Origin of the sequence: Thalassotalea atypica (assembly GCF_030295975.1) — a bacterium.
GTDB classification, from domain to species: domain Bacteria; phylum Pseudomonadota; class Gammaproteobacteria; order Enterobacterales; family Alteromonadaceae; genus Thalassotalea_F; species Thalassotalea_F atypica.
Map to the genome: position 1 here is coordinate 4,062,935 of NZ_AP027364.1, position 16,489 is coordinate 4,079,423.

14 protein-coding genes are annotated in these 16,489 nt (G+C 40.9%); 2 read left to right on the plus strand and 12 right to left on the minus strand.

The window, feature by feature from the left end:
* From hflK to QUE03_RS18290, 8 genes are all read right to left on the minus strand, one after another.
* The gene (gene hflK, locus QUE03_RS18255; protein ID WP_286263401.1) at nucleotides 1-1,137 is read right to left on the minus strand and encodes an FtsH protease activity modulator HflK; all 1,137 of its coding nucleotides are present in this window, start codon (nucleotides 1,135-1,137) and stop codon (nucleotides 1-3) included.
* 58 nt (nucleotides 1,138-1,195) lie between these two features.
* The gene (gene hflX, locus QUE03_RS18260; protein WP_286263402.1) at nucleotides 1,196-2,482 is read right to left on the minus strand and encodes a ribosome rescue GTPase HflX; all 1,287 of its coding nucleotides are present in this window, start codon (nucleotides 2,480-2,482) and stop codon (nucleotides 1,196-1,198) included.
* Between the two features lie 39 nt (nucleotides 2,483-2,521).
* The gene (gene hfq, locus QUE03_RS18265) at nucleotides 2,522-2,779 is read right to left on the minus strand and encodes an RNA chaperone Hfq (protein ID WP_286263403.1); all 258 of its coding nucleotides are present in this window, start codon (nucleotides 2,777-2,779) and stop codon (nucleotides 2,522-2,524) included.
* Nucleotides 2,780-2,864: 85 nt separating this feature from the next.
* Nucleotides 2,865-3,800 (minus strand): tRNA (adenosine(37)-N6)-dimethylallyltransferase MiaA, encoded by a 936-nt coding sequence (gene miaA / locus QUE03_RS18270; protein WP_286263404.1) that lies wholly within the window; start codon nucleotides 3,798-3,800, stop codon nucleotides 2,865-2,867.
* Nucleotides 3,801-3,806: 6 nt separating this feature from the next.
* Nucleotides 3,807-5,669, minus strand: a complete 1,863-nt coding sequence (mutL, locus tag QUE03_RS18275; protein WP_286263405.1) for a DNA mismatch repair endonuclease MutL — start codon at nucleotides 5,667-5,669, stop codon at nucleotides 3,807-3,809.
* A gap of 3 nt (nucleotides 5,670-5,672) precedes the next feature.
* On the minus strand, nucleotides 5,673-6,995 hold the full coding sequence (locus QUE03_RS18280; protein WP_286263406.1) for an N-acetylmuramoyl-L-alanine amidase: 1,323 nt from the start codon (nucleotides 6,993-6,995) through the stop codon (nucleotides 5,673-5,675).
* A gap of 11 nt (nucleotides 6,996-7,006) precedes the next feature.
* Entirely contained in the window at nucleotides 7,007-7,486 is a 480-nt protein-coding gene (gene tsaE, locus QUE03_RS18285) for a tRNA (adenosine(37)-N6)-threonylcarbamoyltransferase complex ATPase subunit type 1 TsaE (protein WP_286263407.1), read from the minus strand.
* Nucleotides 7,487-7,512: 26 nt separating this feature from the next.
* Nucleotides 7,513-9,069, minus strand: a complete 1,557-nt coding sequence (locus QUE03_RS18290; protein ID WP_286263408.1) for an NAD(P)H-hydrate dehydratase — start codon at nucleotides 9,067-9,069, stop codon at nucleotides 7,513-7,515.
* On the opposite strand from QUE03_RS18290, the gene queG reads away from it, so the two are divergent.
* The gene (queG, locus tag QUE03_RS18295; protein WP_286263409.1) at nucleotides 9,052-10,227 is read left to right on the plus strand and encodes a tRNA epoxyqueuosine(34) reductase QueG; all 1,176 of its coding nucleotides are present in this window, start codon (nucleotides 9,052-9,054) and stop codon (nucleotides 10,225-10,227) included. The genes QUE03_RS18290 and queG overlap by 18 nt on opposite strands.
* Before the next feature lie 19 nt (nucleotides 10,228-10,246).
* Here queG and QUE03_RS18300 read toward each other — a convergent pair whose 3' ends face one another.
* From QUE03_RS18300 to orn, 4 genes are all read right to left on the minus strand, one after another.
* A complete protein-coding gene (locus QUE03_RS18300; RefSeq protein WP_286263410.1) occupies nucleotides 10,247-10,456 on the minus strand; it encodes a DUF1289 domain-containing protein in 210 nt (69 codons plus the stop codon).
* A 22-nt stretch (nucleotides 10,457-10,478) separates the two neighbouring features.
* Nucleotides 10,479-13,889 carry a hypothetical protein gene (locus QUE03_RS18305; protein ID WP_286263411.1) on the minus strand — a complete coding sequence of 1,137 codons (3,411 nt, stop codon included), beginning with the start codon at nucleotides 13,887-13,889 and terminating at the stop codon, nucleotides 10,479-10,481.
* A gap of 148 nt (nucleotides 13,890-14,037) precedes the next feature.
* Complete coding sequence (locus QUE03_RS18310; RefSeq protein ID WP_286263413.1) at nucleotides 14,038-14,523, minus strand: DUF4442 domain-containing protein; 486 nt, start codon at nucleotides 14,521-14,523, stop codon at nucleotides 14,038-14,040.
* A 246-nt stretch (nucleotides 14,524-14,769) separates the two neighbouring features.
* The gene (gene orn, locus QUE03_RS18315; RefSeq protein WP_286263414.1) at nucleotides 14,770-15,315 is read right to left on the minus strand and encodes an oligoribonuclease; all 546 of its coding nucleotides are present in this window, start codon (nucleotides 15,313-15,315) and stop codon (nucleotides 14,770-14,772) included.
* A 133-nt stretch (nucleotides 15,316-15,448) separates the two neighbouring features.
* Between orn and rsgA the strand changes: the two genes are divergently transcribed.
* Nucleotides 15,449-16,486, plus strand: coding sequence for a small ribosomal subunit biogenesis GTPase RsgA (rsgA, locus tag QUE03_RS18320; protein WP_286267913.1), 1,038 nt, complete (start codon nucleotides 15,449-15,451; stop codon nucleotides 16,484-16,486).
* Nucleotides 16,487-16,489 lie beyond the last annotated feature (3 nt).

Consider the following 16,489-nt stretch of genomic DNA (forward strand, 5'->3'; position numbering starts at 1 on the left):
CTAGTTTCTCCCATTGTTAAATCGGTCACTGCGGCTATTACTAGACGAAGGTTTCGTCGTATTTTGTTGTGGCATTGTCGGCATTGATTGCGGAATAATACGCGGAGACGATGATTGCGACATTATTTTATCTAACGGCAAATACATCATGTTGTTACCACCTTCTACATCAACCATCACTTTGCTCGTATTGCTATACACTTTTTCCATAGTAGCTAGGTACAAACGTTGACGCGTAACTTCAGGCGCTGCTTGGTACTCAGGTAATAGCTTTTCAAACTTAGCCACTTCACCTTCTGCATCTAAAACGATTTGTTGTTTATAAGCGTTTGCTTCTTGTTCCATACGTTTTGCACGACCACGCGCACGTGGCTCAATTCCTCGAGCATAAGCTTCAGCTTCTCGAAGAAAACGAACCTCATCTTCTTGTGCAGCGATGGCGTCATCGAAGGCATCCTTAACTTCTTCAGGAGGACGCGCATCTTTAAAGTTAACATCGACAACAATTAAGCCCAAATTATATGGCTCAATGATCTTTTCAAGTTCAGACCACACCTGTTGGCGAACACTTTCACGGCCACTGGTTAAGATATCGTCCATGTTTTGATGGCCGACGACATAACGTAGGGCGCTGTCTAATGATTGACTCAAGCTATCGTCCGCATTAGTGACGCTGAAGATATAGTTACGCGCATTTTGTACTCGGTATTGTACTTGCATTTCTACGTGAACAACGTTCTCATCTCTAGTAAGCATAAAGCCTGACGCTGGTAGGTCACGTGTTGTTTGTACATCAATCGGAATGATATTTTCAATAAATGTCCACTTCCAACTTAGACCAGGTTCAACTTCACCAACATATTCACCAAATCTTAATTTAATGCCGCGCTCTGCTTCTTTGATTGTATAGATACAGGTAAATAAATAGGCAAATAAAGCAATGAACAGTGCAAGTGTGACTGCCGCACCAGAAAAACTACCGCCAGATGAACTGCCACCAGATTTTCCACCAAAAATTCCACCAAACTTATTGCCTAGGTCTTTTAATAAGTCATCTAAATCAGGTGGTCCTTGGTTATTCCCACCTTTATTTTTCCAGGGATCTTTATCGTTATTCCCCGGTTCGTTCCACGCCATGACGCTCTCCGATCGATTCTAAAAATTTAAAAGTTTAATAGCTAACTATATCAGCCAGTTAGTTTTCGATAAAGCCTTCGACAGCTGCTTTATCTTGTTTAATGATTCTATTCCATTCTCGAACAGGCATTTTTACGTCAACAAGACAGTTTCCCTGTTCATCATATTCTTCATTAGCAATGCAATTTAATTGGTAAAGCATGCCGATAAATTTTCCCGCACTTGGTGGAATTTTCAAGCTATGTTGAATAACTTGGCGCCCCATCCGTTCGGCTAAAGCGTCAAACAGTAAATCAATACCAATGTTTGCTTGCGCGGAAATCCATACCCTAATAGGCAGACCGGTCTCATCCCGATCAATTCTCGGCTGACAATCCTCTAAACTATCTATCTTATTGCAGATCAGCAATTGTGGTACTTCATTAGCTTCTATTTCAGCTAGCACATTTTCCACTTGGCCAATATTTTCACTTCTTCTTTCATCCGCAATATCAACAACATGAAGCAATAATTCTGCTTCTCTTGTTTCTGTTAATGTCGCTTTAAAAGCAGCGACTAAGTCATGAGGTAAATGACGAATAAAACCAACCGTATCAGCGAGAATAACGCGTCCTACATCTTCCACTTCAATCTTTCGCAATGTTGGATCTAGGGTGGCAAACAATTGATCTGCGGCATAAACATCGGCATCAGTGATTAAATTAAACAATGTCGATTTACCCGCGTTGGTATAGCCCACTAAAGAAACTGTTGGTATTTCGGCTCGTACGCGTGACCGACGACCTTGTTGTCGTTGACGTTCTACTTTATCTAAACGTCTCATGATACCTTGCATACGCTCACGAATTAAGCGCCTATCTGTTTCTAATTGTGTTTCACCAGGACCACGTAAACCAATACCACCCTTTTGACGCTCTAAGTGAGTCCAACCTCGAATAAGTCGTGTACTTATATGTCTTAATTGTGCAAGCTCAACTTGCATTTTACCTTCGTGGGTGCGAGCACGTTGAGCAAAAATATCGAGAATAAGTGTCGTTCGATCAACAACTCTGCATTGACATAAAGCTTCGATGTTCTTTTCTTGAGATGGAGACAAGCTATGATTAAATAAGACAACATTGCCTTCAAACAGCTTTACAGCGTCAGCTATTTCTTCGGCTTTACCACTACCGACAAAATATTTTGGGTGCGGTGTACTTCGCTTACCTGTGACCACAGAAAGCGCATTGACGCCAGCTGAAGACACCAACATTTTGAATTCTTGTAAGTCTTCTCTGCTGCTTTCGTCTGGAAAATCTACATGAACAAGTATCGCCTGCTCACCTGCCTGATAACGATCAAACAAATGAGCGACTCCATACAATACTTTCTTTGAACATTAAGATTATGAATCCGATGAAGAGTTAAAGTCTGATTGTCCCTGAACAGGCATAGTTGACACTGCACGAGCAGGGACAACAGTAGAAATAGCGTGTTTATAAACCATCTGACTGACTGTGTTTTTCAGTAAAATGACGAACTGGTCAAACGATTCTACTTGACCTTGAAGTTTAATGCCATTAACTAAGTAAATTGCGACTGGAATGCGATCGCGACGTAGCGCATTCAAAAATGGGTCTTGTAAAGATTGCCCCTTTGCCATTCGTTGGCCCCTTTTGTTATTGTTAGGTAAAAATAAATTCTTTTATATCAGTTACTCAGTACCGATATTAATTATACATCATGTTTCACAGATTGCTCACTGTGGATACAACTTGTTGTAAATTTGTTTCGTCTTCCATATCGAGCCAGGTTAAATTCGGCCAACTTCTCAACCAAGTTAATTGACGCTTGGCCAATTGTCGAGTCGCACAAATGCCTCGAAAGACCATTTCATCATGACTACACTCACCGTGCAAATACTGCCACATCTGACGATAACCAACACAGCGTATAGATGGAAGATCTTCGTGTAAATCGTCGCGCTCTTTTAAGGCTTTAACCTCATGTTCAAAGCCTTGTTCAATCATTTGATTAAAACGTAACTCGATACGACCGTGTAATGTTGAACGTTCTTTCGGCGTTATCGCAAATTGTAAAACATCGCCTTCAACACTAGCACCTTTTATTTGCGTTAATTGTGTCAAAGTATTTCCAGTTAAACGATATACTTCCATCGCACGAGTCAATCGCTGAGGATCATTTTGATGTATTCTTTGCGCTGAAACGGGATCAACTTTTGCCAACATTTCATGCACATACGACCAGCCTTTTTCACTTGCAACGGCTTCTATTTCTTTCCTCACTTCAGCGTTAGCTTCAGGTAGCGGTGAGATTCCATCAATCAGACTCTTGTAGTACATCATAGTTCCGCCAACAAGCAACGGAATCCGGTTTTTAGCTCTGATCTCAGCAATTTCCTGTAACGCATCGTGACAAAAATCTGCTGCTGAATATGTTTGTGCCGCATCCCTTATATTAATTAAGCGATGTGGATACTTATCTAGTTCATCCTGTGTCGGTTTTGCTGTACCAATATCCATGTCACGATAAACGAGTGCAGAATCAACACTGATAATGTCACAAGGCAAGTTGTCGTGCAGAGCCATTGCCAGCGCTGTTTTGCCTGAGGCTGTTGGCCCCATTAAACAAATTACTGGAGGCTGATTTTTAGTTTCAGACATATTGGATTAATTTAATCGACTTATCTCAGATGTAAGGTCAATTTCGACCGAATTCAAGTGCAAGTACTCATTAAGTTTCTCTTTGAGTATAATTTTAGCATTTGATAGCAAAAACGTTGCCGACTCTACCGAGTATTGAGAAGCGCAAATTACGGCGACCAAGGCGCTTATCATAGTGTTTTCTGTAATATTTTCTTTGTTTTGCATCATACTATTTAGAATTTGCATTAAACAAACCTGTACATCATTGTCACGCAGCATCGCTGGAAATTGTCTCACTTTGAGTTTTTCATGTGAAAGCACATCAACCAAAATTCCAGCTTTTTCAAACAATGTGATATGACTTTTGGTTAATGCCATGTGCTCACTTGATAGCTTTACCATAACAGGTAAAAGTAAAGGCTGACTCACTATGCCGGTTTGCCATCGTTCAATCATACGTTTTCGCTCAACATGTTGTGCAAGCTTATCTAACGCAAGTAGCCGTAAGTGCTTTTTGATTACAATGACCGCGTAAGTTGATTCTTTGACATAAATTACTGACGTACCATTCACATCAGTATTTATGATGTCATGACTACTTTTTGTATTTACTGAAGTCTCTTTATCTTCAACTTGATAGGGTGTCATTAATTGTTGATAGGTTTGCGCGGCACTATCGTTAGGTTGTGCACGTTGCCTATTAGGCTCACCGATATGAGCAAGCGGTTTAACGTAGGATCGCTCAGTGGCGGAATTAGCTCCTGTATAGTGAGGAGAAAGTTGCTGCTGAACAGAAGCTTCAATGCTGGACGGTGGATTAGCCTGAAGATGGCCATTTTGCTCGACTACCTGTTCAGTAAAAACATCAGCTTGCTCATAGGATTGTGTATTGGCTTGTTGTAATGCTTGATGACAAACTGAAAAAATAAAATCATGAACATAGCGCCCTTGATGAAAACGTACTTCATGCTTTGCTGGGTGCACATTTACATCCACTTCTTTGTGATCTAATTCTAGAAACAGTACAAAAGCAGGGTACCCGTCGCCTGAAATGAGATCGGCATACGCCTGACGTATGCCGTGATTGATGAGCTTGTCACGCATCATTCGACCATTGACATAGCTATAGCACAAGTCATTGTTTGGCCTAGTGTAGCTTGGTTTGGCTATCCATCCCCACAAATGCAAATTATCGTGTCGGCATTTAATTTCTATGCTGCTGTCGACAAATTTTTGTCCACACACCGACGCTACTCGTTTTACGTACTGCGCGTTACTTGTAGCCTCACGATATTGACGTATCGTTTTACCATTATGGGTTAAGGTAAAACCAACATCAAAACGGGCTAACGCGATTCGCCGGATCACCTCATCAATATGATTAAATTCTGTTTTTTCTGTACGAAGGAATTTTCTGCGTGCGGGTGTGTTGAAAAACAGATCATTGACTTCAATAGTGGTACCATTGGGATGTGCTGCAGGCTTTATCGTGACATCCATATCTCTGCCTTCAGCAAAGGCTTGCCACGCATTTTCTTGTTCTGCGGGTTTTGATGTCAGCGTCAGCCTCGCCACCGAGCTAATACTGGCTAGTGCTTCACCGCGAAATCCTAAACTGGCAATAGCCTCTAAATCCGATAAATTTGTTATTTTGCTGGTGGCATGCCGACTTAAAGCTAGACCCAACTCTTCTTTTACAATGCCGCAACCGTTGTCAGCGATTTTAATTTTCTTGGCGCCGCCTTTTTCGATGTCGATGTGTATTTTTGTTGCGCCCGCATCCAGACTGTTCTCTACCAATTCTTTAATCACGGAAGCAGGGCGTTCAACCACTTCGCCTGCTGCTATTTGGTTAGCCAAGCGTGCAGGTAATATTTGTATTGCCATAAGTTAATCGGCTCTGGGAATTTTTAACGTTTGTCCAATCACCACTGTATTGTTGGTGAGATTGTTAGCTGATTTTATTTTATTCACAGATACTTTATATCGTTGTGCTAAAACAGACAGCGACTCACCCTTTGAAACGCGGTGCTTTTTGGTCACAACTTTTGCATAATACGAGTCCATAGGTGGACGATCGGAGAAGTAAGATTTAACACCGTTAAAGATAGCTTTCGCTAATTTATTTTGGTGTACACTCGACGTTAAATTTCGTTCTTCTTGATGATTAGAAATAAATCCCGTTTCAACGAGTATCGACGGATAGTCTGACGCTTTTAATACGCCAAAATTACCATGTTGTGGTGTTTTCTTGTGCATTTTTGTGATTTTTTTCAGCTGATTTTGCACTTTATACGCCATCGACATACTCACCTCTAGCGTATGTTCCTTGCTCATATCAGCCAGAGTAATGGCTAAGTTTTCATCTGAAGTATTTTTAATAACACCGCCACCTCCACCTAACAGCTCTGAATTTTTCTCTCGGTTGCGTAGCCATTTCGCCAGCTCAGATTCTACTCGTCTGTTTGATACCACCCAGACAGAAGCACCTCGAGGTTGGGGCGTATAAAACGCATCGGCGTGAATAGACACCATAAAATCTACTTGTTTTCTACGGGCTATTTCACTGCGTTTACCAACCGGAATATAATAATCCCCTTTGCGGATCATTTCCGCTTTTAGCCCTTTTTCATTATTGATCAGCGCTTGAAGTTTCTTTGCGATGGCTAAGGTCACTCGCTTTTCATAGGTCCCTTTAGGGCCTACTGAGCCGGGGTCTTCACCGCCGTGCCCCGCATCAATCCCTATGATAATATCGCGCGCTTTATTTTTCGGTACAGATACCGTTGCCTTTGGGATAACCTTTGCGTTGTCGTGTAAATCAACAACTAGTCGATTGCCATATTGGCCGGCAGGTGCGAGTGGAAATACCGTTAGTTTATATTTGTCAGCCAATTCAAGCACGATGCGTGAACCGCCTTTAGTTTTAGCCTTGCTGGTACGAATGCGGTTTATGCGCGGATCTTTTTTCGCAAGATCCTTGAGCGCAACAATATTTTTGCTGTTTTTGAAATCAATAACTAATCGTTCAGGACTCGACAAACTAAAATAGCTGTACTGAGGTTTATTCGTTAAATCAAAAACAACACGTGTGTTTTCAGGAGCTGGCCAAACGCGAATACCGTTTATTTTTTCCTTAGCAAAAGCTTGTCCGGAAAAAACCGACGAAAATAAGAGTAATAATAAACAATAAGTTTTAATACGTTTAAGCAACTTGAAGCCTTTTAACTGCGATAGTATTCCATTAGTGCTGACAATGCCTGTTCTCCCAAAGTGGAATTCACTTCAAATGATACACAACGTTGTTCGTTATCATACGCTATGTTAATAGTAAGATCAGGTTTAGCCAATAGTCCATAGCCTTTTTCTGGCCATTCAATAAAACAACAACTTTGTGAGTTAAAGTAATCTCTTATACCCATAAATTCCAGCTCTTCTGGATCGGCCAGTCGATATAAATCAAAGTGATAGACGTGCCACCCCTCTAACTCATAGGGTTCAACTAGCGTATATGTTGGGCTTTTAACATTACCTTTATGACCCATGCCTTTGACAAAGCCACGAGTAAAAGTGGTTTTCCCTGCCCCTAAATCACCGTTTAGGTACACAGTAATCCCTTGCTTTACTTTATTTTTTACCGCTTGTGCTAGCTGATTTCCACATTCAACAGTAGCGGCTTCATCTATGAGTGATAATTGGGCCATGGGTACTATTAGTTATTTCCTATTTATTAATACTGATTGACTAAGCATCGCAACGGTTCGAATAAATCGCTGGCTAATAAACCTCGTTGACCATATTTATTGGCAACACTATCCGCCGCTTGACCGTGAATACTCACCGCAAGCCTTACCGCATCAATCACTGATGGAGACTGTAAAATTAATGCTGCTATTATGCCTGATAATACGTCCCCCATGCCACCCGTAGCCATCCCTGAATTTCCAGTTTGGTTAATCCAAGTCCGTTCGCCGTCACAAATTAAACTACCCGCGCCTTTTAATACGCATATGCCACCGTAACGTTGAGTTATTTCAGTAACAGCAGAAAATCGGTCTTTTTCGATTGTCTTCGTATCTGTCCCTAACAAATGCGCGGCTTCACCTGGGTGTGGTGTTAATACCCAGTCATCTCGCTTTTGTGGGTTACGACTGAGTATCCTTAGCGCATCAGCATCCACGATAAGAGGGCTCTTGTGCTCACACATTAGTTCAAATAAATTGACAGCCCATGCTTCACTACCTAGACCGGGGCCAATCACTATCACGCCTGCTTTGTCGAAAAATCGTGATTGAGCTAGTTCAGCTGGAGTATCTGGCGCTAGCATTAGCTCCGGTCTACCATTTAACATAAGGTTATGATTATCTTTATGGCAGCACACGGCAACTAAAGCTGCGCCGGTTCTCAATGCGGCTTCACTGGCAAGCCTTATTGCCCCAGGCATATTTTCATTACCACCAACAGTTAACGCAAGTCCAATATTGCCTTTATGCATCGCTTGAGTTCTAGCGGCTAAGCAAGGTAAATGTTGGCGACCCTGTGCAATAATCTTGCTTTTCAATGTTGACACAAATTCAGTAGCAACCTCTAAATCAGCGTAGATAATCCGCCCAACATAATGAGAAGCAACACCAGTTAACAACCCTTGCTTGATGGCGATAAAAGTCACTGTGGCCGTAGCGATAATACCATCACCATTGCCAGTCGTTGCATTGAGTCCCGATGGTACATCAACACTTAATACCTCAGCTTGATTTTCATTTACTGCTTTTATAACTGCATTATACTCTTCAGACAAAGTACCCTTAAATCCGATACCAAATATGGCATCAACAATAAGTTCGCCTTGAAACGCATCGATGATCGATTTAACTTCGGCGAGATTACTGATAAAGAGTACAGGACTGACACTTGGACTAACCTGGTGTAACACTGATAATGCCTGTTTAGCATCTCCGTTAATGTCTTTTTCCTCTACCAAACTAATGGTTTGCACGTGATAGCCATATTCAATTGCAAGACGAGCAATAACAAAACCATCTCCGCCATTATTCCCTTTGCCACATAGCACCAACAACGTATTGTGCTTATCATAGTGTTTAGCCAAATAATCAAATGTCGCTTGGCCGGCCCGTTCCATCAGTTGATATAATGAAAGGCCAAATGATTTAGCGACCACTTTCTCATGACTGAGTACGTCTGTCGCACTATAGACAGGCTGTGGTAAACTCTGCTGCAAAGGTATTAACGACATAGCAATAACGAATAAATGAATTCTACTATCCACTATCAAGATCTGGCTGAAAAAATCAAGCTTTGGGGCGAGGAACTTGGATTTTCCCAAGTGGGTATCAGTGATATTGACCTATCGGTTCATGAACAACACTTGCAAAAGTGGTTAGATAATCAATACCACGGTGATATGGACTACATGGAAAAACATGGCATGATGCGAGCACGCCCTCACGAACTAGAACCAGGTTCGGTTCGGGCGATAAGTGTCCGCTTAGATTATTTACCCACTGATGCAAAGTTTGCCCGAACCCTAAAAAACAAATCCAAGGCCTATGTAAGTCGTTATGCATTGGGCCGCGATTACCATAAGTTGATGCGCAAGCGACTGCAGCAACTAGGTAAAAAAATACACGAGTATTGCGAAGAATTTAACTTTCGTCCTTTTGTAGATTCTGCACCAGTACTTGAGCGACCCCTTGCCGAAAAAGCAGGACTGGGCTGGGTCGGAAAACACAGTTTGCTGATCAACGAAGAGGCAGGCTCATGGTTTTTTATCGGTGAATTATTAGTCAACATTCCCTTAACCCTCGATAGTACAAGTGTTGAAAATAAGTGTGGTAGTTGCATATCGTGCATTAAGATTTGCCCGACTCAGGCTATTGTTGAGCCGTATGTAGTGGATGCAAGAAGGTGCATTTCTTATTTAACCATCGAACTTCAAGGTGCAATACCTGAAGAATTTAGGTCACTCATTGGCAACAGGATATATGGCTGTGATGATTGTCAATTAATTTGCCCTTGGAATAAATTTGCGAAACTCTCAATTGTAGATGACTTTCAACCCAGACAAGCACTCGACAATACCGACCTACTTGAGTTGTTCGATTGGACGGAAACGGAGTTTCTTGATAGAACCCAAGGCTCTCCCATTCGAAGAATTGGTTTTCAAAGCTGGCAACGTAACATTGCCGTTGCATTGGGTAACGCCCCATACCATGAGGCGATATTTAGCGCATTAACACAGAAAAAAGACGTTGAAGACGCCATCATCAAAGAACACGTGCAATGGGCACTAAAACAACAGCAAACCAAACAGGCGCACCTACAACATCAGTTAGAAAAAGCGCAGCAGGATAAGAGCAATAAGATTATTCGTCTGAATGAGCGCTTGATCCGATCGATTGAAAAGGGTCTACCAAGAGACGCCTAAAGCCTAGGAAACAGTCAACTTATGAGTAGTGTTCCTCATGCGCCTGTTTTCTCGAGGCGCACAGACGTAATGTGTCTTTTTTTCTCTTCACTGACATAGACTGCCACTGGGTAATTTCATCAAGGTGGCGAAAACAACCAAGGCAGATATCCTGCGGATCTAAACAGCAATTTCTAACGCAAGGACTAGCTGGTATACCTGCCTCATTTTTATTAACACAATCCTCCATTTTTCCTCACTTGTTTATATGCTTAGATCGCCTCAGCATAAGCCTTGATGGCAGACAATTCTAACTTGGCTTGTACAAGCAAACGTTCCATTTTATCGTACGCTTCGTTAACAAGCGATTGCTCAAGCTGCTGAGCAACTTGTATTAATCCGGTGGCGGATAATATATTAGCGGTCAAATTAAGCTGTTTTAATAGCGAATCAAGAGGTTTGTACAACTGCTTGGTTAACGTGACTTCGATTAAACGAATGTCTTCCTCTAATGAGGTAATGTAGTCTTCTAGCATATACACTGCGAGTTCAGGCGAGCCTTGATTGTTAGCATATTTATCTAAATCAAAAGCCGGCAACAGGGTATCAAGCAGGCTAGAATCAAAAATATTAGGATCCAGTAGCGCCTGCCCATCAGTGCCTGATTTCATGCCCAAAGATCGCTCCATCGCGACATCATTTTTGTGAACACGAACTTGATGTTTTAACCAAGGTGACAATAACTGTACTATCGTTTTAATCTGTGTAATTTTAGGCACGGTGCCAAAGTGCCAATGCTTCGCAATTTCTGCTTGTTTTTCATCGAGCTCGATGACTTCTTCGTTAGAGAAACTAAACACTCCCCGTGCAATGGTTTTACCGGTTAGTAACTCAATTAACGGACTATGTGTAAACTCATTAAATAACACCAAATAGCGGCCAGATTGCCAATGTTTTTCCATAGATTTACCATGACAAACCACCTTTACATGAAAACCTAACCATTGCAAAATGAGCCATAAACCTTGATGTTGCTGAGGAGACTTTACCGCCAGCAATACCTCGACTTGACTCGGTTCATATTTAAACGGCGTTAATTTTTCACTGCAAATTAATAGATTACTATTTTCAGGTGATCGTAAAATACGCTCGCATTCACTCTGTAATTTTTCTTGGCAAAGCGGCGTTACCACCAGCGAATAAAGGCCGTTTCGCGATAAAGAGTCATTGTTGCTGTTTTGTAATACAATAAGCTTAGGTCTTTTTGCTTTAGGCAAACTATCGATATGAGCAATGACATCTTCAACGCTTTCTTTTTCGTGTTCGGCAAAGACGACAATATCGAGTTTGTGCCTGTTCAGATAACTCACGCCAAACTGTTCTGAAAATAGCTCAATTTCTGTCAAACCCGTAACTTTGGACATGACTTGCGCCAAGTATTTTTTAATAACGCTTTGTTTTTGTTTATCCCGACACAGTACTAATGCATGATAATTTTTCGCTGAATATTCTAACGATTTAGTCTTAGCTTTAAGTGAGGTTGCAATGGGTATTTCAAATGAAATTTTATACCCAAGATCAGTTAACTCTGCGTTTAAGTTCTTACCATAAAATGCGCGGTACAATCTTAAGAAGTATGTCTCGGCCTCTTTATTATTATCATTGAGCGCGCCGTCATTAATCAGGCATGCGTGTGAGGGTAATTCGATCAATGTTTTTAAGGTAGTTACATGGGCACTACACTTGATCAGTTGCTGTCCTGCATTTTGATCAATGGCGGTTACCGTTAGTAGCATTTGGCTTTTGTATTGCTCCTTCAATGCTGTCCGGCAAAAACTCGTTAACAGGCGCGTGAAAAGTCTGACATCAATTTTTGCTTGTTCGGCAAGATTTTCATCACACTGTAAAACAAGATTATTTTGCTGCAATTGAGCTTCATTAAAGGCATTAAAAGCAGCACAATGAATTTCATCTCCCAAAACAACATCTTGCATGTTTCTGTTTTTTTCGCCGTAGTTCAATTGAGCGATAATCTGCTGCTGTCTGATCCATTCATACATCCTAGCCAAAGGTCGATAAGATGATTGAATAGATATCCCTGAGACCAATGCAATGTTTTGATTTTGCAACATTGCCTGCACCAACATTTGCGACAGTTTCTCATAACTTTCATTCGAGTTTTTGTGTGCCTGCGCTTTGACAATTTCTTGTTGGCTGCGCAATGATTCAATTTCATTAAGCTGTGCAATTTTGAGTTCATTATTCGCAATTGTGCCGAGCCACTGTTCTTGCTCAAATGCAATAGTCAACACAACAGCCGGCCCTGAAAGTAAAGTTACTTCTATAGATTCACTTTTTTTTGTTTCTTTCACTAAGCGAGCGCACTTGATAATACTTTTTGTCGTAGATGACGAAAAGTTACGTCGCCATGTCTGAGCAATATCTTGATTGCTCTGAGTTACCATTTTTATGGTCTCAGTAGACTCTTTGTCAAGTTGGCCAGACGTCAAACGCCAGTCAGATACGTCCGTAGAATGCATGATATGTTCAAGGCGTTTACGTAACGTTTGTTCAAGGTTTTTATAGTCTTCTTCATCATGTTCAGGGCGACTTACGCTACTGACTTGGCTACCAATTTCTTCGGCGTCTTGAGTTTGTAAAACCAGCTCATTCAACGCACTACCATCGAGCGTGTGTTGAACGACATTTTTAAGATGTACTTGGTGAAATTGTACCGTTCGATATAGTCGAAAAAACAAAAATAAAAGCACAGACACTGATAATATTAACCCGCCCCATATAACTGCAAGTATCTGCTCGTATGAAATATCAATGCCTAATTGGCTCAATAACTTTATTTTTGCCAGTGGTTGATGTTTTAGAAGCACTTTAGTGCCGGTAGGGCTGTGTGGAATTGATGCCAACGCTTGCTCAACCGCTAATTGATATGGGGCAAATAACCGTAAATAACCACGCCATTTTGCCAGCAAGCGTTGCTCTTCAATAAGCAGATGATGTAATTCATTCATTTGCAATGAAATATTCTGAAATTGACCGAGGCTTTTTACATCATCATATAGCGTGAAGACTTGTAGCACATTTTCAGCGAAAAGTTCAAAGTCATCGATTGGCGTTTGTATATTTAGGTTATTAAGTTGATGAGATATACGTGTCAGCATACGATGCATGAAATGCAGTTTTTCATCTGTTGTTTGCATTCCCTCTATTGGGCGTTTTTGCAACATCACACGCTCAAACGAGGCCAAAATAATATGTGCCTGATTAGCACTTTGTTGCCTGAACGTTTCATTTTTCTCACTGTTTTCACCAAGACGTTCTAATATTGCCTGATCAAATTCTAATAAATCAGCATGTTGTAATTGTTGTCTGTTGGATAAAAACGAGAAGTTTTCAATAATCACTTGATGATTTTCTTTTAACATATCACCTAATTTATAACGTCCGACGTTATTAAGTGCGTAAAGAAATTGTGCATTCTTATTTGCTGTTTCTAGCGCTATTTTTGTTTGTGGAAGCTGCTCTGATAGCTGACTTTCCAACTTTACTTGGTGTTGAAAAAACAACGAACCTATGCACAGCACAACACAGACCATCACAAAAATGATGAGTAATATTTGTGACAAAATTTGCCTAGAAAAAGGCGTTAACTTGCTATTATCCATTACAATTGACCAACTTTATTATTGGCACTTCCTTGTTATTTGGTTGAATATTCCTTCAAATTCACTGCTCGATCATTGCATGTACAATAATCGAACAAATGCTTCTTGCTAGTGTAATGGATTCATTTAGATATTCAAAGGCTACGGATTAACGTTTCTTATTTACCCACGCCCAATGCATTTCGCAGTCTATCGGCTCTAGCCCTGATTCATCCGTGATCTTAACCGAAACTATCACATCCCCTTTATCTTGTGATTGAATTAGCGTGACTTGTTCATCAGTTAGTGTAGCCACTGCACTCAAGTCTCCTTGCATTCTCCGCGTGTAATTTACTGTCATAGATTTTAATAATGGAATATGACTGTCTGGTACGTTCATGCCAAACACGATGCCGGTCGCAGACTCAGCTAATAAACTCGCCGCAATTGCGTGAACGCCACCAATGTGATTTTGTACTTTTTTTCTATTTTTGAGGGTTAAGTGCGTCTGACGTTGACTGACTGCAATAATTTTGACGCCTGACGTATTTGCATATTTCACCATAGTACAGAATAGTTTCGTCAGCAAAAAACTTTGCGTAAACACAGGAAAAGTATAAATTTTTGCTACTGCTTTACTAAACCGATTGGCCATAAGGTTATCTCTTTTATAATCTTTAGTTATTTTATTGTTCTACAAACTGGTCTGACCTTCAAGGATAATCTAATTGTTATAGACATGCAAAGGCTTGTAAAAACACACAGAGAGGCGCAAGTGTACTCACTCATATAACAAGTTTTAGGTGAATCAAATTAGAAGTGAATGATAGGAAATACGGCCTTGCATATATGAAAATGTGCAAGGCCGATACAATATAGAAGTCTTATGATGAATGTTTTCTTAAAGATTAAAAAAGTGCGCTTGATAGACTTTGAGCTCTGCAATTGACTCCCTAATGTCATCTAACGCTAAGTGCGCTCCCGTCTTGACGACTTTATCCAGCACCTCTGGTTTCCAGCGTCTGGCTAGCTCTTTAATGGTGCTGACATCCAAATTACGGTAATGAAAGTACTCTTCAAAATCCGGCATATATTTATTAATAAAACGGCGATCTTGGCCAATACTGTTGCCGCACATGGGAGACTTGCCTTTGGCGACAAATTGCTCAACAAATTGCAGTGTCTGTTGTGTTGCCGTTACCAAATCCGTTTTACTGTCGCGACAACGCTGTGTCAAACCCGATTTTCCATGATGTTCAATACACCAATCGCTCATATTATCGAGTATCTGATCTGTTTGGTGAATCGCAAACACAGGACCCTCGGCCAAAATGTTTAACTGACTATCAGTTACTATCGTAGCAATCTCTAAAATAACATCGACTTTAGGTTCTAAGCCTGTCATTTCGAGATCTAACCAGATTAAATTACTGTCATTACAACTCATGCGTTTCTCTTTAAGCAAATGCCTACCAAGATAAGCATTAGGTGAATGATTAATAACTAAGTATAATACGTGAGAACTAACCATGATGAAAAGCCATTGTTTATCCATTGGCGAAATTAACGAAACTTTACCCGTGGCGAAAAAGAGAAAGCTGACCAAAGGTCAAACAAGGCGCATACAAGCTAATCAAGACAAAAAGCTAAATCGCAAAAACGATACCGTCAATTGGCAAGATGAAGAGTTAGGCGAGCCTCAAACAGGTGTGGTGATCAGCCGATTCGGCCAACATGCAGACATTGAAAGTCAGTCTGGTGACATTCACCGCTGTAATTTGCGCCGTTCTATCAAATCACTCGTCTGTGGTGATAAAGTGTTATGGCGACAAGGTAAGGAGACTGAGCACAGTATTTCAGGTGTTATTGAAGCCGTACATGAACGGGCTTCCGAATTAAGCCGTCCTGACGTATATGACGGCGTAAAGCCCATTGCCGCAAATATAAGCCAAATTGTTATTGTTTCTTCTGTACTCCCCGCATTTAATGCAGACATAATCGACCGATACATTATTGCCTGTGAACAAATCAGTATTAAGCCCACTATTTTGCTCAATAAAATTGATCTGCTTGATGGTGCACAAGAGCAAGAAATTGCCAAGCAATTAGACATATACCGAGATATTGGCTATCAAATATTATTTGCCAGCAGCGAGAGCGAGCATGGCATTGAGGATTTACGCACTCAACTCAAAGATCACATCAGTATTTTTGTTGGACAGTCAGGAGTGGGTAAGTCAACATTGGTAAATTCGCTAATGCCTGAACTTGGCTTATTAACGAAATCAGTATCAGAAAACTCTGGGCTCGGACAACATACAACAACAGTTGCCAGACTATACCATTTTAAAGAAGGCGGAGACTTAATTGACTCCCCAGGAATTCGGGAATTTGGCCTCTGGCATTTATCTCCAGAACAAGTTGCTGAAGGGTTTATCGAATTTTCAGACTTTTTAGGAACCTGTAAATTCAGAGATTGTAAGCATAAAAAAGATCCCGGTTGTGCTTTGATTGCAGCAAGTGAGCAGGGAAAAATACACCCTGAACGACTGGCAAGTTTTCAACGCATTGTCGATAGTTTAGATACAAATACATTAACGTCTCGATTTAGAGATTAATTC

Bases quoted from the DNA above. Each gene is read 5' to 3' on its own strand.
- QUE03_RS18300 (WP_286263410.1), bottom strand. From the start codon at position 10,456: ATGGAGGATTGTGTTAATAAAAATGAGGCAGGTATACCAGCTAGTCCT.
- tsaE (WP_286263407.1), bottom strand. From the start codon at position 7,486: ATGGCCCAATTATCACTCATAGATGAAGCCGCTACTGTTGAATGTGGA.
- hfq (WP_286263403.1), bottom strand. From the start codon at position 2,779: ATGGCAAAGGGGCAATCTTTACAAGACCCATTTTTGAATGCGCTACGT.
- QUE03_RS18310 (WP_286263413.1), bottom strand. From the start codon at position 14,523: ATGGCCAATCGGTTTAGTAAAGCAGTAGCAAAAATTTATACTTTTCCT.
- mutL (WP_286263405.1), bottom strand. From the start codon at position 5,669: ATGGCAATACAAATATTACCTGCACGCTTGGCTAACCAAATAGCAGCA.
- miaA (WP_286263404.1), bottom strand. From the start codon at position 3,800: ATGTCTGAAACTAAAAATCAGCCTCCAGTAATTTGTTTAATGGGGCCA.
- orn (WP_286263414.1), bottom strand. From the start codon at position 15,315: ATGAGTTGTAATGACAGTAATTTAATCTGGTTAGATCTCGAAATGACA.
- QUE03_RS18305 (WP_286263411.1), bottom strand. From the start codon at position 13,889: ATGGATAATAGCAAGTTAACGCCTTTTTCTAGGCAAATTTTGTCACAA.
- hflK (WP_286263401.1), bottom strand. From the start codon at position 1,137: ATGGCGTGGAACGAACCGGGGAATAACGATAAAGATCCCTGGAAAAAT.
- queG (WP_286263409.1), top strand. From the start codon at position 9,052: ATGAATTCTACTATCCACTATCAAGATCTGGCTGAAAAAATCAAGCTT.